Genomic DNA, 22,976 nt, shown 5'->3' with positions numbered 1-22,976 from the left:
GATTATCATTTATCTATAATCGAAGCATTGCTACTGTTACCGTCTCCATTGTTGTTTTGAGATTGATTTTTAATCAGTCGGCTTAAGGAACCGCCAATGCTGCGACTTTTGGGAACTTCCCCATAAGCTGGCCATCCTTCTCGCTGACGATTTCTGTTGCCATCTGTCTCTTCCGTTTGATCGTGGAACAGGATTTGTTGAGTTGGGAATGGCATATCAACACCGTTAGCAGTTAATTTATTTTTGACTGCGGTGAGTACGCGATCGCGAAAATCGAGTGTATCGGCGCGACGAGGGGGTTGTATCCACCATCTACCGCGAATATTTACGGTAAAGTCTGCCAATTCCATTACAAGTACATCCGGTGAGGGATCTTGAAGCACGCCTTCGGTTTCGTTTATTGCTTCCAAAATTAACCGTTTTGCCTCGTCAATATCATCCCCATAGCCGATGCCGAAATCATATTCTATGCGTCGGTTTTCAAAAGCAGTATTAACCGTGACGGAATTAGTAAATAATTCGGCATTCGGAATCACAATTCGACGACCATCATAAGTTCTAATTGTAGTCGCTCGCGTTTCAATATTTTCTACAGTTCCTTCAAAGCTTTTAAATACAATTTGATCGTTAATTTCAAAAGGCTCGGTAAGTAAAATTAAAATTCCAGCTAAAAAGTTTTGCAAAATATCGCGGAAAGCAAAACCAACTGCTACACCACTTATTCCCAACAGATTCACTAAATCGCCAACTTTGAACGAGGGAATAATAATTGTCATTGCTACAAATGCACCAATTAAAATTATCGCCCCTTGCGCCAAACGACCCAAAACCATTCCCAAACTGCGAGCATTGCGACGATGGCGCGTTACTCGTCTGATTGTGTATTTAACACCCCTTGCAATAAAGAAAAAGACAATAAAAATAATAATTGCCAAGATGATACTTGGCAATCGAGCGATAGTATTATCTATCAATAATTGAGTTCTATCCCAAGCTGAAGTTATTTCCTCTTTTGCATTTTCTGTTGCAGACGGAGCTTGTGCAATTATCATATGTTAGTTGTTAGTTCTTAGTTGTTAGTTAATCTTACAATATATTAATAACCGCTTTGGTCGTCAATTTCCAGTTTGTAGGCATTTGATAAATCTGATATGTTGCACAATTATTAACATCGCCTTGGAATAAATTCCCAGGCTTATAAACAAAGTCGTCTAAAGACGACTGGACAAGAGTTTTACTTTTAGTGCGTTTTAACGTACTTTGTATATCAGCCTTGAAATTGATTTCTCTGCGTTCACGCGGAGCGTGCGGGCTAGAAAGCCTCCGGCTTACAAGGCGATTGCTGGGGCTTAATGAGAATTGTGCAAGATGTTAATTAAAATGTACTAGAAATAAATTAATATAATTTAGGACTTACGCAATCGCAACGCGAACGCTAACACTGTTCACTGTTAACTGCTATCTATTCCCTCGATTCAACTGATATATTTTCCAAGCTGTAAAGGTACCGATAGGACTCCAAATTAAATAAGGAACTAATAATAATGCTGCCCAAATCGATACTGGTAAAACAAACAAAGTAAGGATTAATCCGATAACAAATCCGACTCCTCCGACAATTGCCCCTGCTTTCATGCTTTGCAACCACAATGAAACTGGAGTGAAAGCCACAACTACAATTTCAAGAAGTAGATAAAAACCCATCAAAAACCAAGTTTGAGAACTACCAGGTTCGCTTTCCCAAACTATATAAGCAGACCATGCACCACAAATAAAAATTACCGTCCAAATAACTGGAATCAGCTTTTCAAATGTCAACCAACTCGGTCTTTGCAATCGCTTAAACCACTTGACATCTTTCGGTCTAATTATATTACTTCCGAGAGCCACGATTAAGGTTACGGCTCCGATTACCATCCAGGGTTTTAACATTGTTTTTTTATTGGGAGAGGGAGAGGGGGGATGGGGGGATGGGGAGATGGGGAGACAAGGGGACAATTAATAACTCCTAACTCCTAACTACTTCCAATTCCCCATGCCCAATCCCCAATCCCCAATTCCCATTTTTTCAACTTGCAATAAAGCTTTTGACTTTCATTTTTTTGCGACGCAAGCGAGCGATCGCCTGACGCTGTAATTGTCGGACTCTGGTATGGGAAATATCCATGCGTTTTGCGACTTCTGTTAATGTCAATTCGCGTCCGTCGCTTAAGCCAAAGTGTAAGTTAACAACTTCTCGCTGTTGGGGTGTCAACTCTACAAGCATTTCGTCAAGACATTCTTTGAGTGATTGACTGTTGACGTAATCATCGATGGAAGAACTTGTATCTTCAAGTAAATCTTGCAGTTCGGTGTCTTGTCCTTCACCAACTCGTAAATCTAAGGATACGGGTTGACGAGACATATGTAAATAATCTTGTATCTGCGAAGGTTTTAAAGATACTTGGGAACCAATTTCCGCCATCGTCGGGGTACGTCCTAATTCTTGGGTTAATTCCCGACGTGCTTTCTTAATTTTTTTCAGGGTTTGACATACGTGAATTGGTAGACGGATGGAACGACTTTTTTGATCTAAAGCCCGCGTAATTGCTTGTCTTATCCACCAATAAGCGTAGGTAGAAAATTTATATCCTTTATCGGGATCGAACTTTTCTACTCCTCTTTGTAAACCCAAAGTTCCTTCTTGAATTAAATCGACAAACTCCAAATTACGATGCTGATATTTTTTGGCGATCGCCACAACTAAACGTAAGTTGGCTTCAATCATTTTTTGTCGAGCCATCTCTCCGTTGTCAAGGGTTTCTTGCAGTTGAGATTCTGACATTTGTGCTGCATCAGCCCATTTAGAAAACGGCGGTTCCGAGTCTAATTTCTCTGCTAAATCTTCTTTAATTTTTAATAATTGAATTAACTGCTTAACTCGTTGGGAATAAAAGATTTCTTCTTCACGAGTTAATAATGGTACGCGCCCAATTTGAACTAAAAAAGATCGCACGGTATCTGTATTTAGTCTTTGAGTGGCGGCGGATGCTTTGGTTTGTCCCCTATCAACAATTGCTGGTTGCATATTAATCAATAACTCCTGAAGGCTTTAACTTGCGGATTGGTTTTGTTCACCGCTAGGGGGTGAGTTTAAAAAATCAAACTTTTTATATTTTACTTGCCACAGCTTTACTGTTCTTACTGACGTTCAATCTTTGTTTGAGATGTTCGGCTACTCTTAAAGCATTAGCTACTATTGTTAATGTGGGATTCATTGCCCCAATTGAAGGGAAGAAACTTGAATCTACCACATAAAGATTATCTAGATCGTGGGTACGACAATTCAAATCGAGAACATTAACTGTTGAGTCAATTCCAAATCGACAAGTTCCTCCCTGATGATTCATAACTTTTAATGGCATAGGTACTCCCCAAATTATTGGGAACCCAGCTTTTCGGAGGACTTTTCCAAATTGATGTCGCAAGCGACGATGAGCTTTTTGGTTGTTTGGATGATAATAAACTTTTATTTGTTTGTTTTTTGCTATTTCAACACGATTTTCAACATTCGGTAAGTCCTCACTTTGCATCCACCAATCTACAGAATGACTGGCAAAAACTTTTAATAAGCTGTTAGGAACCCATCGAGGAAAATCTGGGCGCATCATCTCCAATTTATGCTTACCCATTAAGTGAACGTGACCTAATGGGTAAGCATCTTCTGATGAACCAAAATAAAAATCGTTGATTGCTAACGTTTTCTGAAAAACTGTTTCATTCGGAACTGTGGAAATAGCATAAAGTTTAGTTGTATTATGCTTAACAATATTACGCCCTACCATTCCCGAAGAATTCGCCAAACCGTTAGAATGACTATCTGATGCAGAACGTAATAATAAAGCGGCAGAATTAATTGCACCGCAAGCAACTACAACAATATCGGCATTAAAAAATTTACTATCGCCATTTACAATTGCTTCCACACCCGTTACTTCACTACCGGAATTATTTGTAACCAAACGCTCAACTTGAGCATTAGTAATTAAGGTAACGTTTTGGTGTTTTAAAGCTTTATCTACACAGCAAACTTGAGCATCAGCTTTTGCATCAACCAAGCAGGGATATCCGTCGCAAGTATCGCAGCGAATACAAGGACTTTGAGTTTCATTATTAATATCGCGGTCGATTCCCATCGGTAGAGAAAACGGTTTTAAACCCAATATCTCTAAATTATCAACAACTTGCTTGATTCGCGGTTCATGGGGTAAAGCGGGATAATCGTATTCTTTTGAGTAAGGTGGTTCGGTTGGATCTCCTCCTCGTTTCCCATGAACTTTATACAGCTTTTCTGCTTGATTATAGTATGGTTCAAAGTCCTCATACTTTAAATCCCATGCAGGAGAAACCCCTTCATAATGCTCTATCTCATTAAAGTCTTGTCGGCGCATTCTCAATAAAGCAGCACCATAGATTTTAGTACTACCACCAACCTTATGATAAACAGTAGGCTGAAACTTTTTATCTTGAGAATTTAACCAGCGTTGCTCGGTACGATAAAGCCCATTACCGTAAACAGCAGCAGCATTCCAATTTTGCTTTTCTCTAGGGATATATTCTCCACGTTCGAGCAATAAAATACGTTTACCAGTTGAGGCTAAAGCATAAGCAAGAGTTCCACCTCCAGCGCCAGTTCCTATAATTATTATGTCGTAATATTTTTGCATTAATAGTGATTAATTATGATTAATTATTAGAAATTTCTGACTTATTTTGGTTCGACAAAAGTATTTAGTTCTATACTTAATAAAGTAATCGGAAAAATATATTTAATTTTCAGATAAATTCAGAAGAAAATATCAAGCACAAAGTATTTTAATACCTCATACTTGCAACTATTTTTATTGAATAGGACTTACGATCTAGCTCTATACTTAGTTTATGACTAAATTTAGTATGCCAAGCTTTTAAATCCTGCTCAATCTCTGATGAATAATCTTTGCTTAGAAAGATAGGGTAGAAAATATGAGTGTTTTTCATACTTCATACCTTATCTTTCATATCTTATCTAAGCAGTTACCTTTTGCTTAGACCAAACTCCATTCTCATCTTCTTCATATTTTTCGTGAACTGCATTCCAAGCAGCTTCTTCCGCTTTACTTTCATCGCTTGATTCATCGAACACGGTGTTGTAGCGCTCGATGAAAGTTTTTTGCGCGGCTTCCGATAAGTGCGATCGCACTTCAGGGGCTAAGTCTTCGGGACTATTACATTTACCGGAACAAGCACGAGGTAAAGTTGCTTCATTAGTATGAACTTCTTCACCACCAGCGCTTTCCATAAGCAGCGAAATCTCTCCAGATTTGTCCGCAGGTACTTCCGCCATGACGATAAACTCCCCAGCTTTCAAGCGAGTTTCGTAAATAGCAGCTTTCTCTTTAGGCATACCCAAAGTTACTAATACCGAAGCTAAACCCGCACCAGCGCTACCAGCTAAAGCACCACTAGCAGCCCCTAAGAGCGCTCCACCAATGGGGCCTGCTGCCACAATAGGACCTACGAAAGGGATGAAGAGTACGCCTACACCGGAAAGCAAGCCTAATAAAGAACCGAACAAAGAGCCAAAAACTGCTCCCGATCGCAATCCGCCGAAAATTACGTCTTTCTTAGTAATAAAACCCGAAATTCTAGTTTCAGATTGAAAATTGTTACCCATAACCGAAATGTGGTCGCGGGATACATTTCTATCTAACAAACGACGGACAACCTTATCGACTTGCTCTTGTTCTTTAAATACAGCTGAAACTGTACGTTCTGCTTTATAATCGGACATTTTGATTCCCCTGTATTAAATGCAATTCACGAATATGATTTGATAATGAAATTAGTTCTAATTAACTACTTCTAGTTAACGCCTACAGCGGTTTTACCAGGTTTTGAACCGTCTGCTTGTAGAGATTCTCCTTCAATAAAGGAGCGCAACATCCAAGCCATTTCTTCGTGACCTTCCATTAATCCGGTAAGGAAATCAGCTGTTCCTTCATCATGGAATTTATCGCCACAAGCATCGATATGTTCGCGCAAGTTGCGGATAACCTGTTCGTGATCATCTACTAATTTAGCTACCATTTGAGTTGCTAAAGGTAGGTTTTCTGGATTTTCTTTCAAAGAAGTTAACTTCAAAAATCCTTCCATAGTACTTACAGGGAAACCACCCAAAGCCCGAACGCGCTCTGCGATAGAGTCGATGCTGATGGTTAAGGTTTGATAGTGTTCTTCCCACAGCATATGCAAGCTGCGGAACTGAGGTCCTACTACATCCCAATGGAACTTTTTAGTTTTAACTAATAGTAGGTAAGCGTCTGCTAAGTCGTGATTCAATAAGTCGCAAACACCTTTACGCTGTTCATCTGTTAATCCAATGTTAATGCTACGCATAATTTATTTTCTCTAAATTTAACTCTCTCTCCATTTGAACATATTCACTTTTATGAAAAATCAATCCTAAGTGGGAATGTTGGGTTAGATTTTTTATCCATTGTAATTAGAAAAATTCTCAATATTTGATCGCGAGTAATATTGCGTCTTATACTAGTAATAATATGTAGTGTCCCGCCATCTAATACAGATAGTTAATCTACCGTTACACGACGTAGCATAAAACTAGGTCAATACTGGCAAAGGAATATGTAAATTGAATAAATTCAGTAGTTTGACTCAAAAATATTCTGCCTCCTCCGTTTAACCTCATGAGATTGAAGTCTCAATGGAAGAGGCTTGAACGAACCGTTTTTTAAACCTTAAAGCGAAGGAGTAGATTTGTTATCCCCTTCTTTCTCACCCTTACTCATTTTGCCAGTTTTATATTGTTCAGCCGCATCGTAATCTTTATCAACATCAACATTCGCGGCCTTTTCTTGTTCTTCGGCGATCGCTTCCTTGGTTAACTCAGCTTCCTGATTGGGTTCGCTATCAGTCTTGGGAATTTTTGCTTCACTCATTTTAAACGCCCTTATATTATCAAATTTTAGTCTGCAAGCTTTATGCTACAAAAAATACCGATATTTTATAACTGTTCTTACGGTGTAATTACAACTTATATCTATGGATTGATTTCATATTAGGAGTTAAATGATATTGGGATTAAGCATGGGGATTTAAATAAAAATTTTGGTCAAGGTAGATATCTACAACTTGACCAAAATTTTCTTTTACATGAGAAATATAGGGGAAACTAGATTATCCGCTATATAACTGCATGATTGGGGTGAATCACTACTTATCACCTGTAATTTTTTCGAGAAAACCTTCTACCTTCTCTTCCACAGTTACAGCCTCTTGGCTGTTGGATGGACGGTTCATGTTTTCAGCGTTAGCAGCACCTTGAACTTCGTTTAATCCTTTGTTGGATTCCTCGATTACTCTTTTGTTGGAAGGAGCATTATTTTCAGTTAACTCCTGAGTTTTCCGTTGAATATCATTTAACTGCTCTGCTCCTTTATCGGGAGAACTTTTAGAAGCGCCAATCGCAGCAGCGGGAAGTGCAGTAGAGAATACCAGCATTACGCACATTAATGCTGCAAACACAACACGAAGTGGACGTAAGTTAGATAGTAGTTTAGAACGAACAAAATTCATTGTTTTTCCTCCAAGGATACGGATTTTTTTTAATTTGAGAAAACCAAAGCATCGTTGTTTAATTCAATATTAGAAACGGTACTGCTAAAAGAATGAAGGAGAAGGATTAATTTGACTTTTTCCAAACATTCAAGCTTTGATATTGAGTTATACAGAACGTAAAGCATTTAGCATTCAGATAAACATTCAATAATCAATATTTATTGATAGCTGTACCTCTCCTAAATTCAACTCGTCTACTTAACCATTAAATATTTCGAGCCGTCTTGTTTATCAACAAACTCGCTTGGTTTTCGACTTTTTTTAATCTTTTTTAACTATATCAGACAACTAGTCTTAAGTTAGAAGGATGATAGTATCCCGTTACTTTTAGTTACCAAAAAAATCTTTGATAGCATCAATGGCATTTTCGCTTCCTTCTTCTACTTTATCGGAAGCATTATCAGCAGCGGATTTAGTATTTTCTACTCCCTGCTTAAGATTACCTTTTGCTTCCTTTGCTAAACCTTGTACTTCCTTACCTGCGCCATCTAATGTTTGCCCAGGAGAATTTCCTAAGTTACGTTGAGCTTTTCCTAATGCTTGCTCTGCTTCACCTCCAAGTTGATCGCCCGCACCTCTAAGAGGATTAGCTGCAATTAATTGTTGTGCATTTCCATCCATTGGAGCCGCAACCGCTGCTTGTGATGCATCAAACCATACGCCAAACCATACAGTGCTTAGCAGTAAAACACAGCTAAAAACTGATAGACAGTAATGTTTTACTATTTCAATTTTATTTTTACTTCGATCGGATTTCATAAGAAAATCTTGGTAGTTTGGAAACTCACGCTTTTTAAAGCTGAGAGGAAAAACGCCGCGAGTGGTTTTAACCACCTTGTCCCATTACTGCCTTGGGGTTACTTAATACCGTGTAGTTTTGCTTTCTACTTTCGTTCGGGCAATTGCAAACTGATATTTTTCACCCTGTACACGTAATGATTTTGCTCCTAAGAGCCTCCCTTTCGGGGTAATGTTAGCTTCGACAATGTTACTGGTCGGTGACTATCTGAAAGACACTTCCTTAACCCAATAAGAATGTATTAATCCTTCAGTTCTAGAGCAACAAACTAGCTTCGCATTTGTTGGTAGGTTCTTTAACTCTTGCCAGTAACGTAGGAACGCGGGTCCTTAGTCTGGTCAACTATGGTTTAAAATCTAGGCTAGAAGCCCAGTGTCTTTAGACCTGGGTTGTTGACCGTCAGACATTTTCCCTATTAACTTTTCTAATACAGTTGTAATACAAAAAAGTCAATAGTTTCATCAATCTTCCGAGCATAATTGATAATTAATTAATTGCGATAATACTACCCCTGAGATAGTTTTTTTGCGAGTCTTAATCATACTTTTGATAGAAGATTTTTGGGATTGCTATTAAACAGATGTTGCATAACACTTTCAATGTCTTTTACAACAATTTTAAGATTTATTTTTAAAGGTAAAGAAATATTAAGCTAATAAAATATTGTTAATAATAAATCATTATATAGTTGTTTGAAAATTAACGCGAAAAAATCTAGGTAAGAGATTGTTTTTGTTAATTTTGAGTTCTTAATTAATTTAGTTTTTTCGATTTTTATATTTTGATGCCGCTTTTTACTCACTTTATAAAGGTTCGTAGTAAGCGATTTATCGCTCTCTTTAAACTTACTACAAACCTGACGAACACTAGTACAAGTCGGCGTAAATAAGGCAACCATTAAAAATGGCTGCAAAGCTTAGAAAATCAAACTTCTTACTTCTTACTTCTTACTTCTTACTTCCGCGAAGCGGTACTAGACTGTATCCCTTGCAAGCAGGTTGACAATTTACTAGTTCAAATGTACTATAAGTAAAGAGGCATATAGTCAGCACTAAAATGCTGATATGCATTTATACACAGTTAAAACCCAATATCCTCAACAAACCCGGTTTTTGTGTCTGGTGTAAGATTTTTGTAATTTTTATAAACCTTTAAATTGTAAATACGAGGCGGTGATATCAATATGAAAAATATTGTCGGGAGCAGAATTAAGTTTGCGATTTATAATTTCTCGGCTCAAGAGAAGGCTTACTATGTTGCAGACAAATTTATTTTAGATAATGTAGATAATTTAAGTATAGAAGAACCCTTGGCTATTGATTATAGTTATCAAGTTTTTCTGTCTGAAAGTGCAAAACAAATTAAATGTACTGCGGGAATATTAAAGATTGATAATTTGCAGTTGGAAGATACGGGGATTATCTATAAATACAAGCCGATTAGTAAAGAAACCTATAGGCAGCTAGAAGTGCCAGTGGTGCAGAATCATCAAGCTGTGTATGTATTTACAAAAGCTAATTTGGTCGAGGGTAATATTAATTTGGCAAAATATTGTTTATTCAGTACTTTCAATAAAAGATTAATAGCTAAACACGCTCAAACATTTACTAATCAGCAGCTTGCTAACTTTGAATCCGATATTGAAGCAGCAATTTTTTCTCCTAAACTTATGCAGCAATCGGACTTTATTCAAGTGAAAAATAATGATAATATTTCGTTGTTAGAACTAATTAACTTATTATCAGAACATCGTCACAGCATTATCATTAACCTGAAATACTTACGGGAAAATTATCACTACAAAGGTGTAAAAAGGTTGAAAGGGAGTCGAGATATAAACGGGCAATTAATTAAACCTTGGCTAAAAACAGAATATATCGATGATGGTGATTATGTGGGGATGGGTTGCTTTGAAATGAACCGCAACACCGCTACGATAAATATGCTGGTAACTCGTAAAGTCAAACTTGTAAAAATAGAAGACGAAACGCCGATTATTGAAATTGCAGGTTTATTAGCGAATGATTTAACTAGCTACAACAACTATACAGTAGTGAGCGATCGCCAACCTTACATAAAATCACTCAAGGTGAAAATCAGCAGTAAGAAAACCTTTGATGTGCTTAAACAAAAAGGTGTAATTACAGCAGAAAGATTTGACTTTCATGATTGCCATACAATTAATTTAGATTTACCCTTAGTACCGTTAGATGGGAGATACAGCAACATTGACGGTTTATTTAATCAACTTGCAGAAGTAAGAATTTTGGCGAGCATTATTTCCGCGCATTTAAAGCAAGAATCGGATACATTTGTACCGGAACAATTGGATGAATTGAAGAGACATTATTTATCCGAGAATCTTTATTTAAACTTTCCTACAATTAAAGCTGAAGGTGCGATCGATCCGCGAATCAGCTATAAAATTGATCTTGGTAGTAAAGATATTCTCAACTTGGGTAAACTGTATTCTGCAAACAAATTTTTGGAAAGAAGGTATGAGGTTTACGATACCGAAACAGGAGAAATATATAGTAAACCTAGCTTTGAAATGACTTTGAGAGAAAATATTGCCGTTCGTCAAAAGTCGCTTTCACCAAGGATGAAAATTACCAAAGTCGATGAATTAATGAAGCCGATTTTTGATGATTTTTTGGGGATTGAAAGTAATGGGAAGATTGCGGAGATTTTGCAGTATATTGAAAACCTCTCTCCAAACCTCTCTCCTACGAGGAGAGAGGCTTTAAATTCTCCCCCTTCCCTCGCAGGGAAGGGGGCTGGGGGGTTAGGTTTGGTAGAAAAACAGGAAAAAATTACAGCATTAACCGCAGCGAAAACGAAATTGGATAATTATGTAGAGAAGATTTATCGAGATAGAATTTCACCTTTGGTATTTTACATTGGTTCCACCGGACTTTTACCTGATGGTATGGAAGGGAAAGTTATGAGTGCAATTCAACTTGCTGCAAAATATCCGAATTTACATTTTTCAAAGGATGAAGCTGAAGGATTATTTTTTGAAGTTGGTGATAGTTTGATTGGGATTTATGAAAAAGTGGAGTATTGCAGTCGGAAGGATTTGGTGGAGGTTTAGGGATTTTAGATTTTAACAACGGATGCTTTTATTTTGGATTTTAACAACGGATGCGTTTCTTTTGGATTTTAACAACGGATGCTTTTGTTTTGGATTGTTTTTCAAAATCGTCGCCCTAGCCCGCATCGCCGTCACCCTCGAAGGGTGACGGCGTTATTTTTTTAATTGGATAATGGCTGCATCGCCATATTCTTGACAAAACTTAAGAAAACACAATATATCTGAAACAAGGCACAATAGAAATATAGAGCATTCAATGCCCGCCTAAAATGAGTTACTGCCTGAATCCTAGTTGCCCAAACCCGCAAAATACCAATAGCGAAAAGTTTTGTTTGAGTTGTGGTGCCAAGTTACTGCTCAAGCAGCGTTATCGTGCGATGAAACCTATAGGGCAAGGTGGTTTTAGCAGAACTTTTTTGGCTAGGGATGAAGATAAACCGTCTATGCCTCTTTGTGTAATTAAGCAGTTTTATCCCCAAGCTCAAGGTACTGGTACTTTAGCTAAGGCGATAGAATTATTTAATCATGAAGCAATGCGTTTGGAAGAATTGGGCAAGCATCGACAAATACCCGAACTTTTAGCGTATTTTACTCAAGATGATAGACAATATTTGCTGCAAGAATTTATTGACGGGTTGAATTTATCGCAGGAATTGCAGCAAAATGGAGTCTATAACGAAACTCAAATTCAACACTTTTTAAATGAATTGTTGAGAATTTTGCAGTTTTGCCATCAAAAACAAATTATTCATCGCGATATTAAACCCGAAAATATTATTCGCCGTCAAAATCCTGCCAAGTTGAAAGGGCAAATTGTATTGGTGGATTTTGGTGCTTCCAAAGTTGTCACCCAAGCTTCCATGCAGCAAACGGGTACGAGTATCGGTAGCCCAGAATATGTAGCGCCGGAGCAGATGAGAGGTAGGGCATTATTTGCCAGCGATATCTATAGTTTGGGAGTTACCTGCATACATTTATTAACTGCGCGATCGCCATTTGATTTATACGATATTAATAATGATGTTTGGCTGTGGCGAAATTACCTCAACCTTAGCATTAATCCTAATTTGGGCAAAATATTAGATAAAATGATGGCGACTACTCCCGCACGTCGCTATCAAACTGTGGATGAAGTATTGAAAGATTTGAATACGTTACCAACTTTGATTTCGCAAACTAATAATGTTGTCAAACCAGTTGCCACACCTTTGATACCAACTCCACCGACGATTGTTTCATCATCTCCGAGTCAAATAGATAAGGAATTGGAAGAGATGAAAACTGTATTTATGAAAGGTAAAAATTCTCAAAATCAAAATTCTAATTCATCTTCTCATACGCAACAATCGGCGAAGAATAGCAAGATAGATGATGAATTGGAAGAGTTGAGAAAGAAGTATAAGGAATAGGGAATAGGGAATTGGGCATTGGGCATTAATACTGAAATGTCAGAAAACATTATTTATATAAATGGTTTTATTCGTACATTTATAAGTCTCAAGCATAAGATTTGCTTCAGCAATTTCCACATATGATCAAATTTCAGTATTGTTTCGCTTATCTCTTGAGAATCATCTGGTTAGCGTGAGTAGATAAATATGTAAATTATTTAAACTGCTAATAGTATGAGATACGCAAAAATACTGTCTTTAGTTTGTAAAGATATCGCTTTATTCGCATCAGCCAAAGCCTTTTGATACTCTCCAATTTGCGAGTAGCTCAAAGCACGATTAGCGTAAATAGCTGCGGAGTTAGGTTTGAGACGAATCGCTTTGCTATAATTAGCGATCGCACTTTGAAAGTCGTATTTATCTGATATCTTGCACCAATGTCGTTAAGCCTTCACAACCGCCTAGAAATCAAAATCATCGGCTAATATACAAAGTACGTTAAAACGTACTAAAAGCCTTGCTCAGTCTTATGAAGGAAGACTTCGTATATTAGCCTGAGAATTTATTCTAAGGCGGTTGTTGAGAATGGTGCAAGATGTCGTATTTATCTGACTCTGCTAAACCGCGTATAAAGTAATCATCTGCGGTGGGTGCTTTGGCTACTTGAGCAGGTATTTTAATAAACTAAACCGTAACCATCATTTAGCGGTTGTGAAGCATTTGCAGTAATTTCACCCTTTGTAAATGTATAAATTAAATTATAAATTGCCGCCGTAGCTTTAGGAAATCCTGCTACATAAGCTGTTGTACCTTCTTCACAGGTATTAGAATCGCCGATTTTAGCAGCTGTATAATTTTGATTGCTAGTAAATTCAGCGAGGAAGTTAAGGGCATTCCCAGCCAGAGCCTTGGAAGGAGAGGTAACGGATTAGCCCACAAGTCACGCAAAAAATATCAAGTCAAGGGTATATAGTTGCTGAAAAAAAGTGTAATTTATTGGAAAATAAAGTTTATCGGGCTTGTTGACATTTATCCGATTCAAGGAAAAGAGATTAATTTTATATGCACAAACCTAAAAAATCACTTTTTCAGAAGCTGCAACAGAATTGGCGTTTTGTCAACAGATGGTTTTTGGATACACCTCAAAGATCGCTGTTGATAGCTTATGAAGCAGCTTTGAAAATTCGAGATATTGAAGACAAGCATTTTAATGGGGGAAAAATATCTTCTGAATCAACCGAACATACGGCAAATATTTTATCTTATTGGCAAACACAACTTGAAAAAAAACTCAAAATAATTAACTTCAGATTAGCCGAATTTCAACGCAGTCGTTCTTTATTAACTGTATACGACCAAACATTTTTAGATAGATTAAAGTTTATTGATGAAGTAACAGCAAGATATGCAGTTGAAAAAGAGTTTCCTTCACGAAGATTAGCAGTTAATTTCGACTTCATACCTCTAAAACCGAAAGTAAACAGCGAAGCAGATTATCCCGATATCAATAAAATGAAAGTTAAACCTGTCTGGATAAAAACAGGTTTATTTCCAGGTTCAATTACTAGAAGTTTGCAAAAAGTTTTCAAAGAACTATCTCCACGCGCAGAAGAAAAAGCTGTTCAAGAGTTCCGAATTGCTAGCAAGAGAACAAGAATTGCTTTAAAGTTTTTAGCTACTTTAATCATAGTACCTTTTTTAACTTATTTCTTACTAACACAACTATTAATTTATCCAATTGTAGAGCGAGTCAGACCAGATGCTGCTGCCGATGCTTTTCTAAATACTCATATTGAAGAAGAAGTTTTACATGAATTCACAATTTACCAAAAAGAATTAAGACTTAGAAACTATTATCTTCAAGCACCACAATTATCACCAGAAGAGATACAGCAAAAACAAAAACAGAAAGCCATAGAAATAGCAGAAAAATTTAATCGCCAAAATAACCGCGCGATCGGTAACATATTCGCCGATTTAATCTCATTAATTGTATTTGCATTAATAATTGCTACCAGCAAAAGAGAACTAGCAATACTGCGATTATTTCTTGACGATGTTTTTTATGGACTCAGTGATAGTGCCAAAGCATTTCTAATTATTTTATTTACAGATATGTTTGTGGGTTTCCATTCACCCCACGGATGGGTAGTAATTCTCGAAGGATTTGCAGAACATTTAGGTATTCCACCGACAGAATACACAATATTTATATTTATCGCTACCTTCCCCGTAATTTTAGATACTATTTGTAAATACTGGATATTTCGTTACTTAAGTAATATTTCACCATCAGCATTAGCCACATTTAAAGAAATGAATGACTCTTGACGGGAATTGGGGATGAGGGAGAGGGGGGAGAAAATTCTAACTGGTAATTGATAACTGCTCACTGCTCACTGTTACCTGTTACCTGATGATCTCAAATCCCTGCAAACCTTCTGCTTCCGAATATTCTACCTGCACATTTTTGACAACGGCGGCATCTGAGCCTTGATGACACCAGCGAATCATTTCTTCTACTACTTCTAATTCACCTTCAAATACTGCTTCTACGCGACTATCGGCAAGATTTCGCACCCATCCGTTCAACCTTAATTTTTTAGCTGCATTCATTGTAGAGTAACGATAGCCTACTCCTTGAACTTTTCCCGATATAAATACGTGAGCGCGAGTTTGTTTTGGTAAATTAGAATTTGACATGATTTGATAAGAAAGGGAACAGGGAACAGTTTTCCTATATAAACAATATAAGATAGGAATTTTTCAACTCAAGAATTATACAATTACGTTTACCTACCTAATTCAAAATCCAAAAGAAGTTAAAATCTAAAATCCAAAATGGAATTACCTGCACTAACTACCGATACAATTTGGGCAATTCTCAAAGACGAAATTGATGATACCACCGTTCTCAATTTAGTATGGCATTATCTCGGTTATCGTTATGATGAATCTACGGGTAAATGGGATGTAACTAATGTATCTGAAGAATGGCGTACTGATTATCCAGAGCCACCTGATTTTATCGCCAATCGTCCCCCAACTGTTAAGTTAACTCGTTCGATTCCCAAGGAAAATAAACAGATTGCCAAAGAATTTTTAGGTTTTACTGGTTACAAAATTGGTGAATTTGGGCCAAGAGAAACACGTAGGGCAACTGCTGCTAATTGGTTACTTAGCTATATGAGAATTAATGGTAAATGTTAGTAATAGGGAGTAGGGAGTAGGGAGTAGGGAACAGTAAGACTAGATAATTTTGCACCTTTAACCATTAACCTTAAAAAATATGCGATCGCCTAAATCATTATTCTTTTTTATAGCTGCTTTTATTACGGTGGCTTTTCTTCTAATAAGTAAACCTGTCAATGCGGCGAAGGATTTACCGCGAGAAAAATCTGTGGGCAATATTGAAACAGTTGCTACTTTTAATGGTGCAATGCCTACGGGTGTTACTGTATCGCAGACGGGAAGGATTTTCGTTAATTTTCCTCGCTGGGGAGATAAGGTTGATTTTACGGTTGCTGAAGTCAAAAATAATCGTAGCGTGCCTTATCCTAATGCTGAGGTGAATGTTGCTAATAAGGAAAAACCCAAGGATTATTTACTTTCGGTACAAAGTGTAGTTATCGATGCGTTAGATCGTTTATGGATTTTGGATACGGGAAGCATTGAATTTGCATCTGTAATCGATGGTGGTGCAAAGTTGGTGGGAGTTGATTTGAAGACAAATAAAATTTTCAAGAAAATCGTCTTCCCTCAAGATGTGGCTTTGAAAACCACTTATTTGAATGATGTTCGCTTCGACTTGCGACGCGGTAAGGAAGGAATGGCATTTATTACCGATTCGTCGCAAAATGGTGCAAATGCAATTATTGTCGTCGATTTAGAAACAGGTAAAAGCTGGAGAAGGTTAAATAACCATCCATCAACCAAAGCCGAAGATATTGACAAATTTTTACCTATAGTCGAAGGGCAACCGTTGATGTCTCGTCCACCACAGGCAGAATTTAGCGCCTTTAAAGTTGGTGCAGATGGAATTGCAATTAGTAGTAATGGCGATCGCTTATATTATTGTCCGCTTTCAAGTAGAACTTTGTACAGCGTCAGCATAGATGCATTAGTAGAGCCAGCTTCAGTTGCAGAAGTCGCCAAAACCGTAATTAATCATGGTAACAAAGGTGGAGCTTCCGACGGCTTAGAATCCGACGCAGAAAACCGGATTTACGTTACCAATTATGAAGACAACGCTATATTGCGTCGTTTATCAAACGGAATGTACGAAACCGTAGTTCACGATTCCCGCATATTGTGGCCAGATACATTATCATTAGCTTCAAACGGATATCTATACTTCACCGCAAATCAACTTCACCGTCAACCCAATTTTCATAACGGCAAAGATTTACGCGAGAAACCTTACAGTGTATTTCGTACCAAAGTTGATGCCAAACCCGTTTTGTTGAAGAGTTAGGAATTTTTTCTTCCCCCTCACCCCCATGCCCCATGCCTAACGCCCCATGCTAGTACAAGTCGGCGTAAATAAGGCAACCATTAAAAATAGCTGAAAAGCCTAGAAAATCAAACTTCTTACTTCTTACTTCTTACTTCCGCGAAGCGGTACTAGGGTGTTGACTTTGATAGAATTTCCGCGCTTTTTGTTCATACAACTTTTATGTCGGTAAAAATCGCAACATACTTCCCTCACCCCGCCTCCGCCACCCCTCTCCCAAGCTTGGAAGAGGGATTTGTGATGAAGTTTTAGACTGAAAAAAATACAGAATCAACACCCCTCACTCCATACCCTTTTGACATTTCAGAGAATCCCGCACCCAAATTTTATAACCATCTATTTCGGTATATTGCTTAAAGTTATGATTTTTTAGTACTATTTCTAATTCTTCTTCCCATTGCAAGTTGGGAACACTGACAACTGTACCAATACACCATTTATTAATAAAGTTTAGGAAACGTGCTTTTATCCTTTGAGAAATTTGAGTTCCCGATATATAGCGAACTGCATCAACTCTACGTTCAACTTGTATATATCCAAAGTAATCTTTTAATAGGTAAAGATACATATTTCGTACTGAGATCAGAGGTGCATGATTGGATATCAAGGGTATCCAGGTAGATATTGCTTCTGGTGCTAAGATAGCTGTCTGAGGTGGATTTATACGATTAACTTTTTGAGCAATTGCATACTCAACTGATGGCACTTTAATAGTTGGAAATTTAATGATTGTTCCATTTTCTGGACGTAAGGTGTTTATGGGTAAAAGCATCACAATCGTTAGCGATAAACCAATTAAAAACCCTTGCTGTTGCAACTTGGGCATAATTAATTTGATTATTGGTTGGAGTAATCCTACAAAAAGAATTGCGAACAGAGTGGGAATAGGTACCGCCCAAAATATTCGCCAATAAGTTTCACTTGAGGTTACATAGTTAGTAATGAATCCAACACGCCAAGGATTTATTAATACTAGAAAGAAGCCTAATGGAATCACTAACAAATAGATCCGAACCTTTGGAGAAGTTGAAACCGTCCATGCACTCAGAAATGCTAATAATAATAGATAGAAAATAAATTGATTTCCTAAAACTTGATGAAGCGCATCAACAACAATACTTCCCTCGGAAATAGTAGAAACGACTTTCTCGGTAGTAGTAGTATTATTAAGACTAACTTGAGACATCATGCTTTGGCGCAATAACAGCCCTACGGCAATCAAATAGAAAGAGGAAAGCAAGCCTAATACGACTCGCTTGGTAGATTTTAATGTTGCTTGCCAAGTTCCTCCTAATGCCAGTGTGACTGCAAAAGGGGCAACAAATAAACCTGAAGAAGTTATACCCAATGCTGCAATCTGGCTGGCGCATAATAATACCCAGTCAGTTAGTTTTCCCTGAGAACCAAAATTCCATGCATATCGAAATATCAGAGGAACCATCACCGTTACCAAAATTCCCTTGCCCTGATATAATCTCACCAACGAAAAATTGCCATAGCTTCGGTGTACGTCTCCTAACAACACAAGCAAAATTAGGACAGTTACAAGTGCCCGCAGCCAGTATTTAGGAATTAGCAAACGTAGCAGACAAGCTTGTGCTAAGACAAAGAGAACGGCAAAAACAGGTGGAAGCACTACATGGGCAATGAAAATTGGAGATAAACCCGTCAGTTTTGCTGTTATTGCCCAAAATACTTCTAAACTATGCAATTTATAAACAGGTAGCACTAATGGCACATCTGCAAAACCGTGCATCGTATCTTGCTGCAACATCGGAATATTGGGAGCATCGAGCAAAGCAGTAGGAATGCTCAGAAAAAAAGCATCATCGGCATCAGAGCGGTGAGCAACCATCGTAATTAAAGCTGCAATCAAGCACAGCCCAACCGTAGCAGTATTATGTAGTTTTGAATTAATTGCAGTAGAAGTAACCCGGAAGGCGATAAAACGATTGTTTTTCAGATAGGCAAATATCAGGTAAGCAAGCGCAAGTCCCCAAAATAAAATGTATTGTTGGCTCAGGGCATAAACTGCGATGATAATTGCGCCCAAAATTAACCAAGCCCAAGCAATTTGCACATGAGATGAGCTATCCGAAATCAATTCTTTACCTCCAGTTAGCCCAACAGCCTTCGCTTCTTGCTTTCGATTGAGTTTGTTAAATTTCCATAACAAAAACCATGAAATAGTACTAAGCGTGAGAATTAAAGGCAATAGATTCAATAAAAAGGCGAAACTTTTATAGTTAAAAATGCAAACATTTGTAAAAACTGTCCAAATTGCAGTAAAGAGAATAAATGCAGATAGAATTCCTTCAACGAATTGCCAGAAGAAAATATACTTGAGATTAATCATGTTTAATCGCTGTTAAATTCGACAAAATCAAACTTTATCTCGATCTAAGGTTTCGGATTGAATATTTTCCTCTTAATTGTCAACCGTGTTTTTAACTTAAACCCGTAAGTATTTTCAAGGCTGGGGAATCCCTACTTTTCAAATTCTTTTTCTCAAGTTCATAAGTTTGGGTAAGATTACCGTAATGGGAATTACAAATTTCAAGAAGAGACAAGCTACATAATCTAAAATCTAAAATCGAATGACTGAATCAGGAAGCTACAAAAATACGGTAAATTTACCCAACACTAAGTTTGATATGCGGGCAAATGCTACGAAGCGGGAACCCGAAATCCAAAAGTTTTGGGCTGAAAATCAAGTTTACGAACGCCTTTCTCAAAATAATCCTGGCGAATTATTTATCTTGCATGACGGGCCACCTTACGCAAACGGTTCGCTTCATATTGGTCACGCTTTAAACAAAATTCTTAAAGATATTATTAATCGCTACAAAATATTACAAGGTCGTAAAATTAATTATGTACCCGGTTGGGACTGTCACGGTTTGCCAATTGAATTAAAAGTGTTGCAAAATATGAAGTCTTCGGAAAGGCAGGATTTAACGCCTTTGAAGCTGCGACACAAGGCGAAGGAGTTTGCTTTAGAAGCAATGAACGAGCAGCGGGAAAGTTTTAAACGTTATGGTGTTTGGGGCGATTGGGAGCATCCTTACTTAACTTCTAATCCCCAATACGAAGCCGAGCAAATTGCTGTTTTTGGCGATATGTTTTTGAAGGGTTACATTTATCGCGGTTTGAAACCCGTGCATTGGAGTCCAAGCTCTAAAACTGCTTTGGCTGAAGCTGAGTTGGAATATCCGGAAGGACATACTTCACCCAGTATCTATGCTGCTTTCCAAATGACGAATTTAGCAGATGCAGCAAAAGATAAATTATCAGAGTTTTTACCCGACTTAGGTGTAGCAATTTGGACTACAACACCTTGGACGATTCCCGGTAATTTAGCTGTAGCTGTGAATCCAGCGCTCAATTATGCTGTGGTGGAAGTTGAGAATTTAGCAGCAGTTAATTTTAAATATCTAATCGTTGCTGCGGATTTAGCGGAACGTCTTTCCGAGACATTTGGCGCTAAACTAACCGTCAAAGCCACTTTCAAAGGAAAAGAATTAGAAAATTCAACTTATCGCCATCCCTTATTTGATAGAGAAAGTCCAGTAATTATCGGCGGCGACTACATCACAACCGAATCCGGTACCGGCTTAGTTCATACTGCCCCAGGTCACGGTCAAGAAGATTACATAGTAGGACAAAAGTATAATTTACCAATTCTGGCTCCAGTAGATGCTGACGGAAAATTTACCGAGGAAGCCGGGAAGTTTGTCGGCTTAAAGGTTGTCGGTGCAAATAATCAAATTAGTGAAGGCAATCAAGCAATTATCGACGCTTTGACGGAAGCTCATTCATTAATAAAACACGAACCTTACGCGCACAAATATCCTTACGATTGGCGTACTAAAAAGCCGACGATTTTCCGAGCTACCGAGCAGTGGTTTGCTTCCGTGGAGAAATTCCGCGAAACAGCGTTAGAACAAATTAAATCCGTACAGTGGATTCCCGCACAAGGGCAAAATCGGATCACACCAATGGTTGCAGATAGAAATGATTGGTGTATTTCTCGTCAGCGCAGTTGGGGTGTACCGATTCCGGTATTTTACGACGAAGAAAGCAACGAGGTGGTGTTGAATGAAGACACCATCAAACACGTGCAAGCCATCATCGCCGAAAAAGGAACTGATGCTTGGTGGGAATTGCCCGTAGAAGACTTAATGCCGGAAAGATACCGCAATGACGGCAGAAACTACCGTAAAGGTATGGATACGATGGATGTATGGTTTGATTCCGGTTCTTCCTGGGCATCCGTAGTCGAACAGCGTCCGGAATTGCGCTATCCCGCTGACGTGTATTTAGAAGGTTCCGACCAGCACCGGGGTTGGTTCCAATCGAGCTTGCTTACCAGCGTTGCCGTTAACGGTATTGCACCTTATAAAACTGTGTTGACTCACGGTTACACTTTAGACGAGAAAGGATTTAAGCAAAGTAAGTCTTTAGGTAATGTAATTGACCCTAGAGTTGTAATAGAAGGTGGTAAAAATCAAAAGCAAGAACCCGCTTATGGTGCCGACGTATTGCGGTTGTGGGTATCTTCGGTAGACTATACCAACGACGTAGGTATTGGTAAAAATACCTTGAAGCAAATCATGGATATTCGCAACAAGATTCGCAACACCACGCGCTTTTTGCTGGGTAACTTGCATGATTTTACTCCCTTAACAGATACAATGGCTTACAAGGATTTAGCCGAAATCGACAAATATATGCTGCATCGGATGACAGAAGTATTCGCTGAAGTCACCCAAGCATACGAAACCTTTCAATTTTCGCGCTTCTTCCAAGCCGTACAAAATTTCTGCATTGTAGACTTATCCAACTTCTACTTAGATGTCGGCAAAGATAGATTGTACATCAGTAGTTTGGATGGCGATCGCCGTCGTAGCGCTCAAACGGTAATGCAAATCGCGCTAGAGAATTTGACAAAGGCGATCGCACCCGTATTGTGTCACATGGCAGAAGACATTTGGCAATTTTTACCTTACGAAACTGCTTACAAATCAGTATTTGAAGCCGGTTGGGTACAGTTAGAAGATAAATGGAAAAATCCCGAATTAGTAAAATTCTGGGAAAAAATCCGTCAAATTCGCAATGATGTAAATAAGGTATTAGAAGAAGCCAGAATCGATAAAATGATTGGCTCCTCTTTAGAAGCGAAAGTTTTGCTTTATATTAAAGACGAAGAATTGCGAAATGCAGTTAAATCGTTGAACGATAATAGTAACAATAATGTAGACGAACTTCGCTACTTATTCCTCACATCTCAAGCAGAGATTTTAGATAATCCCGGAGTAGATAATTGTAAGCACAAATTGCAGACAGATAACTGGGAAATAGGAGTTGCCAAAGCAGATGGTGAAAAGTGCGATCGATGTTGGAATTATTCAACTAAAGTTGGAGAATTTAAAGAGCATCCGCTACTTTGTGAACGATGTGTTAGTGCATTGAAAGGGGAGTTTTAAAAATTAGAAGTTAGGAATTAAGAAATATACCGTT

Annotated in this window: 18 protein-coding genes; 6 read left to right on the top strand and 12 right to left on the bottom strand. The window is 38.0% G+C overall.

Translation table 11 applies throughout. The annotated features are described in order from the left end of the window. Positions 1 to 5 precede the first annotated feature (5 nt). From ACM03V_RS23400 to ACM03V_RS23360, 9 genes are all read right to left on the bottom strand, one after another. Entirely contained in the window at positions 6 to 1,052 is a 1,047-nt protein-coding gene (locus ACM03V_RS23400; protein ID WP_414623200.1) for a mechanosensitive ion channel family protein, read from the bottom strand. A gap of 406 nt (positions 1,053 to 1,458) precedes the next feature. Continuing rightward, the gene (locus ACM03V_RS23395) at positions 1,459 to 1,932 is read right to left on the bottom strand and encodes a TspO/MBR family protein (protein WP_414623199.1); all 474 of its coding nucleotides are present in this window, start codon (positions 1,930 to 1,932) and stop codon (positions 1,459 to 1,461) included. 136 nt (positions 1,933 to 2,068) lie between these two features. Next, positions 2,069 to 3,067, bottom strand: a complete 999-nt coding sequence (locus tag ACM03V_RS23390; RefSeq protein WP_414623198.1) for an RNA polymerase sigma factor, RpoD/SigA family — start codon at positions 3,065 to 3,067, stop codon at positions 2,069 to 2,071. Positions 3,068 to 3,149: 82 nt separating this feature from the next. Next, positions 3,150 to 4,706, bottom strand: coding sequence for a GMC family oxidoreductase N-terminal domain-containing protein (locus ACM03V_RS23385; protein WP_414623197.1), 1,557 nt, complete (start codon positions 4,704 to 4,706; stop codon positions 3,150 to 3,152). Positions 4,707 to 5,047: 341 nt separating this feature from the next. Then, complete coding sequence (locus ACM03V_RS23380; protein WP_414623196.1) at positions 5,048 to 5,812, bottom strand: ChaB family protein; 765 nt, start codon at positions 5,810 to 5,812, stop codon at positions 5,048 to 5,050. A gap of 71 nt (positions 5,813 to 5,883) precedes the next feature. Then, the gene (locus tag ACM03V_RS23375) at positions 5,884 to 6,417 is read right to left on the bottom strand and encodes a Dps family protein (protein ID WP_414623195.1); all 534 of its coding nucleotides are present in this window, start codon (positions 6,415 to 6,417) and stop codon (positions 5,884 to 5,886) included. A 362-nt stretch (positions 6,418 to 6,779) separates the two neighbouring features. After that, positions 6,780 to 6,980 carry a hypothetical protein gene (locus tag ACM03V_RS23370; RefSeq protein ID WP_414623194.1) on the bottom strand — a complete coding sequence of 67 codons (201 nt, stop codon included), beginning with the start codon at positions 6,978 to 6,980 and terminating at the stop codon, positions 6,780 to 6,782. Between the two features lie 274 nt (positions 6,981 to 7,254). After that, positions 7,255 to 7,617: a hypothetical protein gene (locus ACM03V_RS23365; protein WP_414623193.1), complete on the bottom strand. Its 363-nt coding sequence runs from the start codon at positions 7,615 to 7,617 to the stop codon at positions 7,255 to 7,257. Positions 7,618 to 7,986: 369 nt separating this feature from the next. Next, complete coding sequence (locus ACM03V_RS23360) at positions 7,987 to 8,418, bottom strand: hypothetical protein (protein ID WP_414623192.1); 432 nt, start codon at positions 8,416 to 8,418, stop codon at positions 7,987 to 7,989. A 1,223-nt stretch (positions 8,419 to 9,641) separates the two neighbouring features. On the opposite strand from ACM03V_RS23360, the gene ACM03V_RS23355 reads away from it, so the two are divergent. Next, positions 9,642 to 11,552: a hypothetical protein gene (locus ACM03V_RS23355; RefSeq protein WP_414623191.1), complete on the top strand. Its 1,911-nt coding sequence runs from the start codon at positions 9,642 to 9,644 to the stop codon at positions 11,550 to 11,552. 269 nt (positions 11,553 to 11,821) lie between these two features. Then, a complete protein-coding gene (locus ACM03V_RS23350; RefSeq protein WP_414623190.1) occupies positions 11,822 to 12,961 on the top strand; it encodes a protein kinase domain-containing protein in 1,140 nt (379 codons plus the stop codon). 200 nt (positions 12,962 to 13,161) lie between these two features. Here ACM03V_RS23350 and ACM03V_RS23345 read toward each other — a convergent pair whose 3' ends face one another. Then, positions 13,162 to 13,341 carry a tetratricopeptide repeat protein gene (locus ACM03V_RS23345; protein ID WP_414623229.1) on the bottom strand — a complete coding sequence of 60 codons (180 nt, stop codon included), beginning with the start codon at positions 13,339 to 13,341 and terminating at the stop codon, positions 13,162 to 13,164. Positions 13,342 to 14,005: 664 nt separating this feature from the next. On the opposite strand from ACM03V_RS23345, the gene ACM03V_RS23340 reads away from it, so the two are divergent. Beyond that, a complete protein-coding gene (locus ACM03V_RS23340; protein WP_414623189.1) occupies positions 14,006 to 15,274 on the top strand; it encodes a proton extrusion protein PcxA in 1,269 nt (422 codons plus the stop codon). A gap of 78 nt (positions 15,275 to 15,352) precedes the next feature. On the opposite strand, the gene ACM03V_RS23335 is transcribed toward ACM03V_RS23340, so the two are convergent. Next, positions 15,353 to 15,646: an acylphosphatase gene (locus ACM03V_RS23335; RefSeq protein ID WP_414623188.1), complete on the bottom strand. Its 294-nt coding sequence runs from the start codon at positions 15,644 to 15,646 to the stop codon at positions 15,353 to 15,355. A gap of 138 nt (positions 15,647 to 15,784) precedes the next feature. Between ACM03V_RS23335 and ACM03V_RS23330 the strand changes: the two genes are divergently transcribed. Further along, entirely contained in the window at positions 15,785 to 16,153 is a 369-nt protein-coding gene (locus tag ACM03V_RS23330) for a DUF1823 family protein (protein WP_414623187.1), read from the top strand. Positions 16,154 to 16,232: 79 nt separating this feature from the next. Further along, positions 16,233 to 17,417 carry an L-dopachrome tautomerase-related protein gene (locus ACM03V_RS23325; RefSeq protein WP_414623186.1) on the top strand — a complete coding sequence of 395 codons (1,185 nt, stop codon included), beginning with the start codon at positions 16,233 to 16,235 and terminating at the stop codon, positions 17,415 to 17,417. Between the two features lie 319 nt (positions 17,418 to 17,736). Here ACM03V_RS23325 and ACM03V_RS23320 read toward each other — a convergent pair whose 3' ends face one another. Beyond that, on the bottom strand, positions 17,737 to 19,812 hold the full coding sequence (locus ACM03V_RS23320) for a DUF6077 domain-containing protein (protein WP_414623185.1): 2,076 nt from the start codon (positions 19,810 to 19,812) through the stop codon (positions 17,737 to 17,739). Positions 19,813 to 20,053: 241 nt separating this feature from the next. On the opposite strand from ACM03V_RS23320, the gene ileS reads away from it, so the two are divergent. Next, a complete protein-coding gene (gene ileS / locus ACM03V_RS23315; RefSeq protein ID WP_414623184.1) occupies positions 20,054 to 22,942 on the top strand; it encodes an isoleucine--tRNA ligase in 2,889 nt (962 codons plus the stop codon). Positions 22,943 to 22,976 lie beyond the last annotated feature (34 nt).

It is taken from the genome of Calothrix sp. CCY 0018, from assembly GCF_963920925.1.
Taxonomy (GTDB): domain Bacteria; phylum Cyanobacteriota; class Cyanobacteriia; order Cyanobacteriales; family Nostocaceae; genus Rivularia.
The sequence above is the reverse complement of the archived record's forward strand: the minus strand, read 5'-3'. Positions and strand labels throughout refer to the sequence as shown.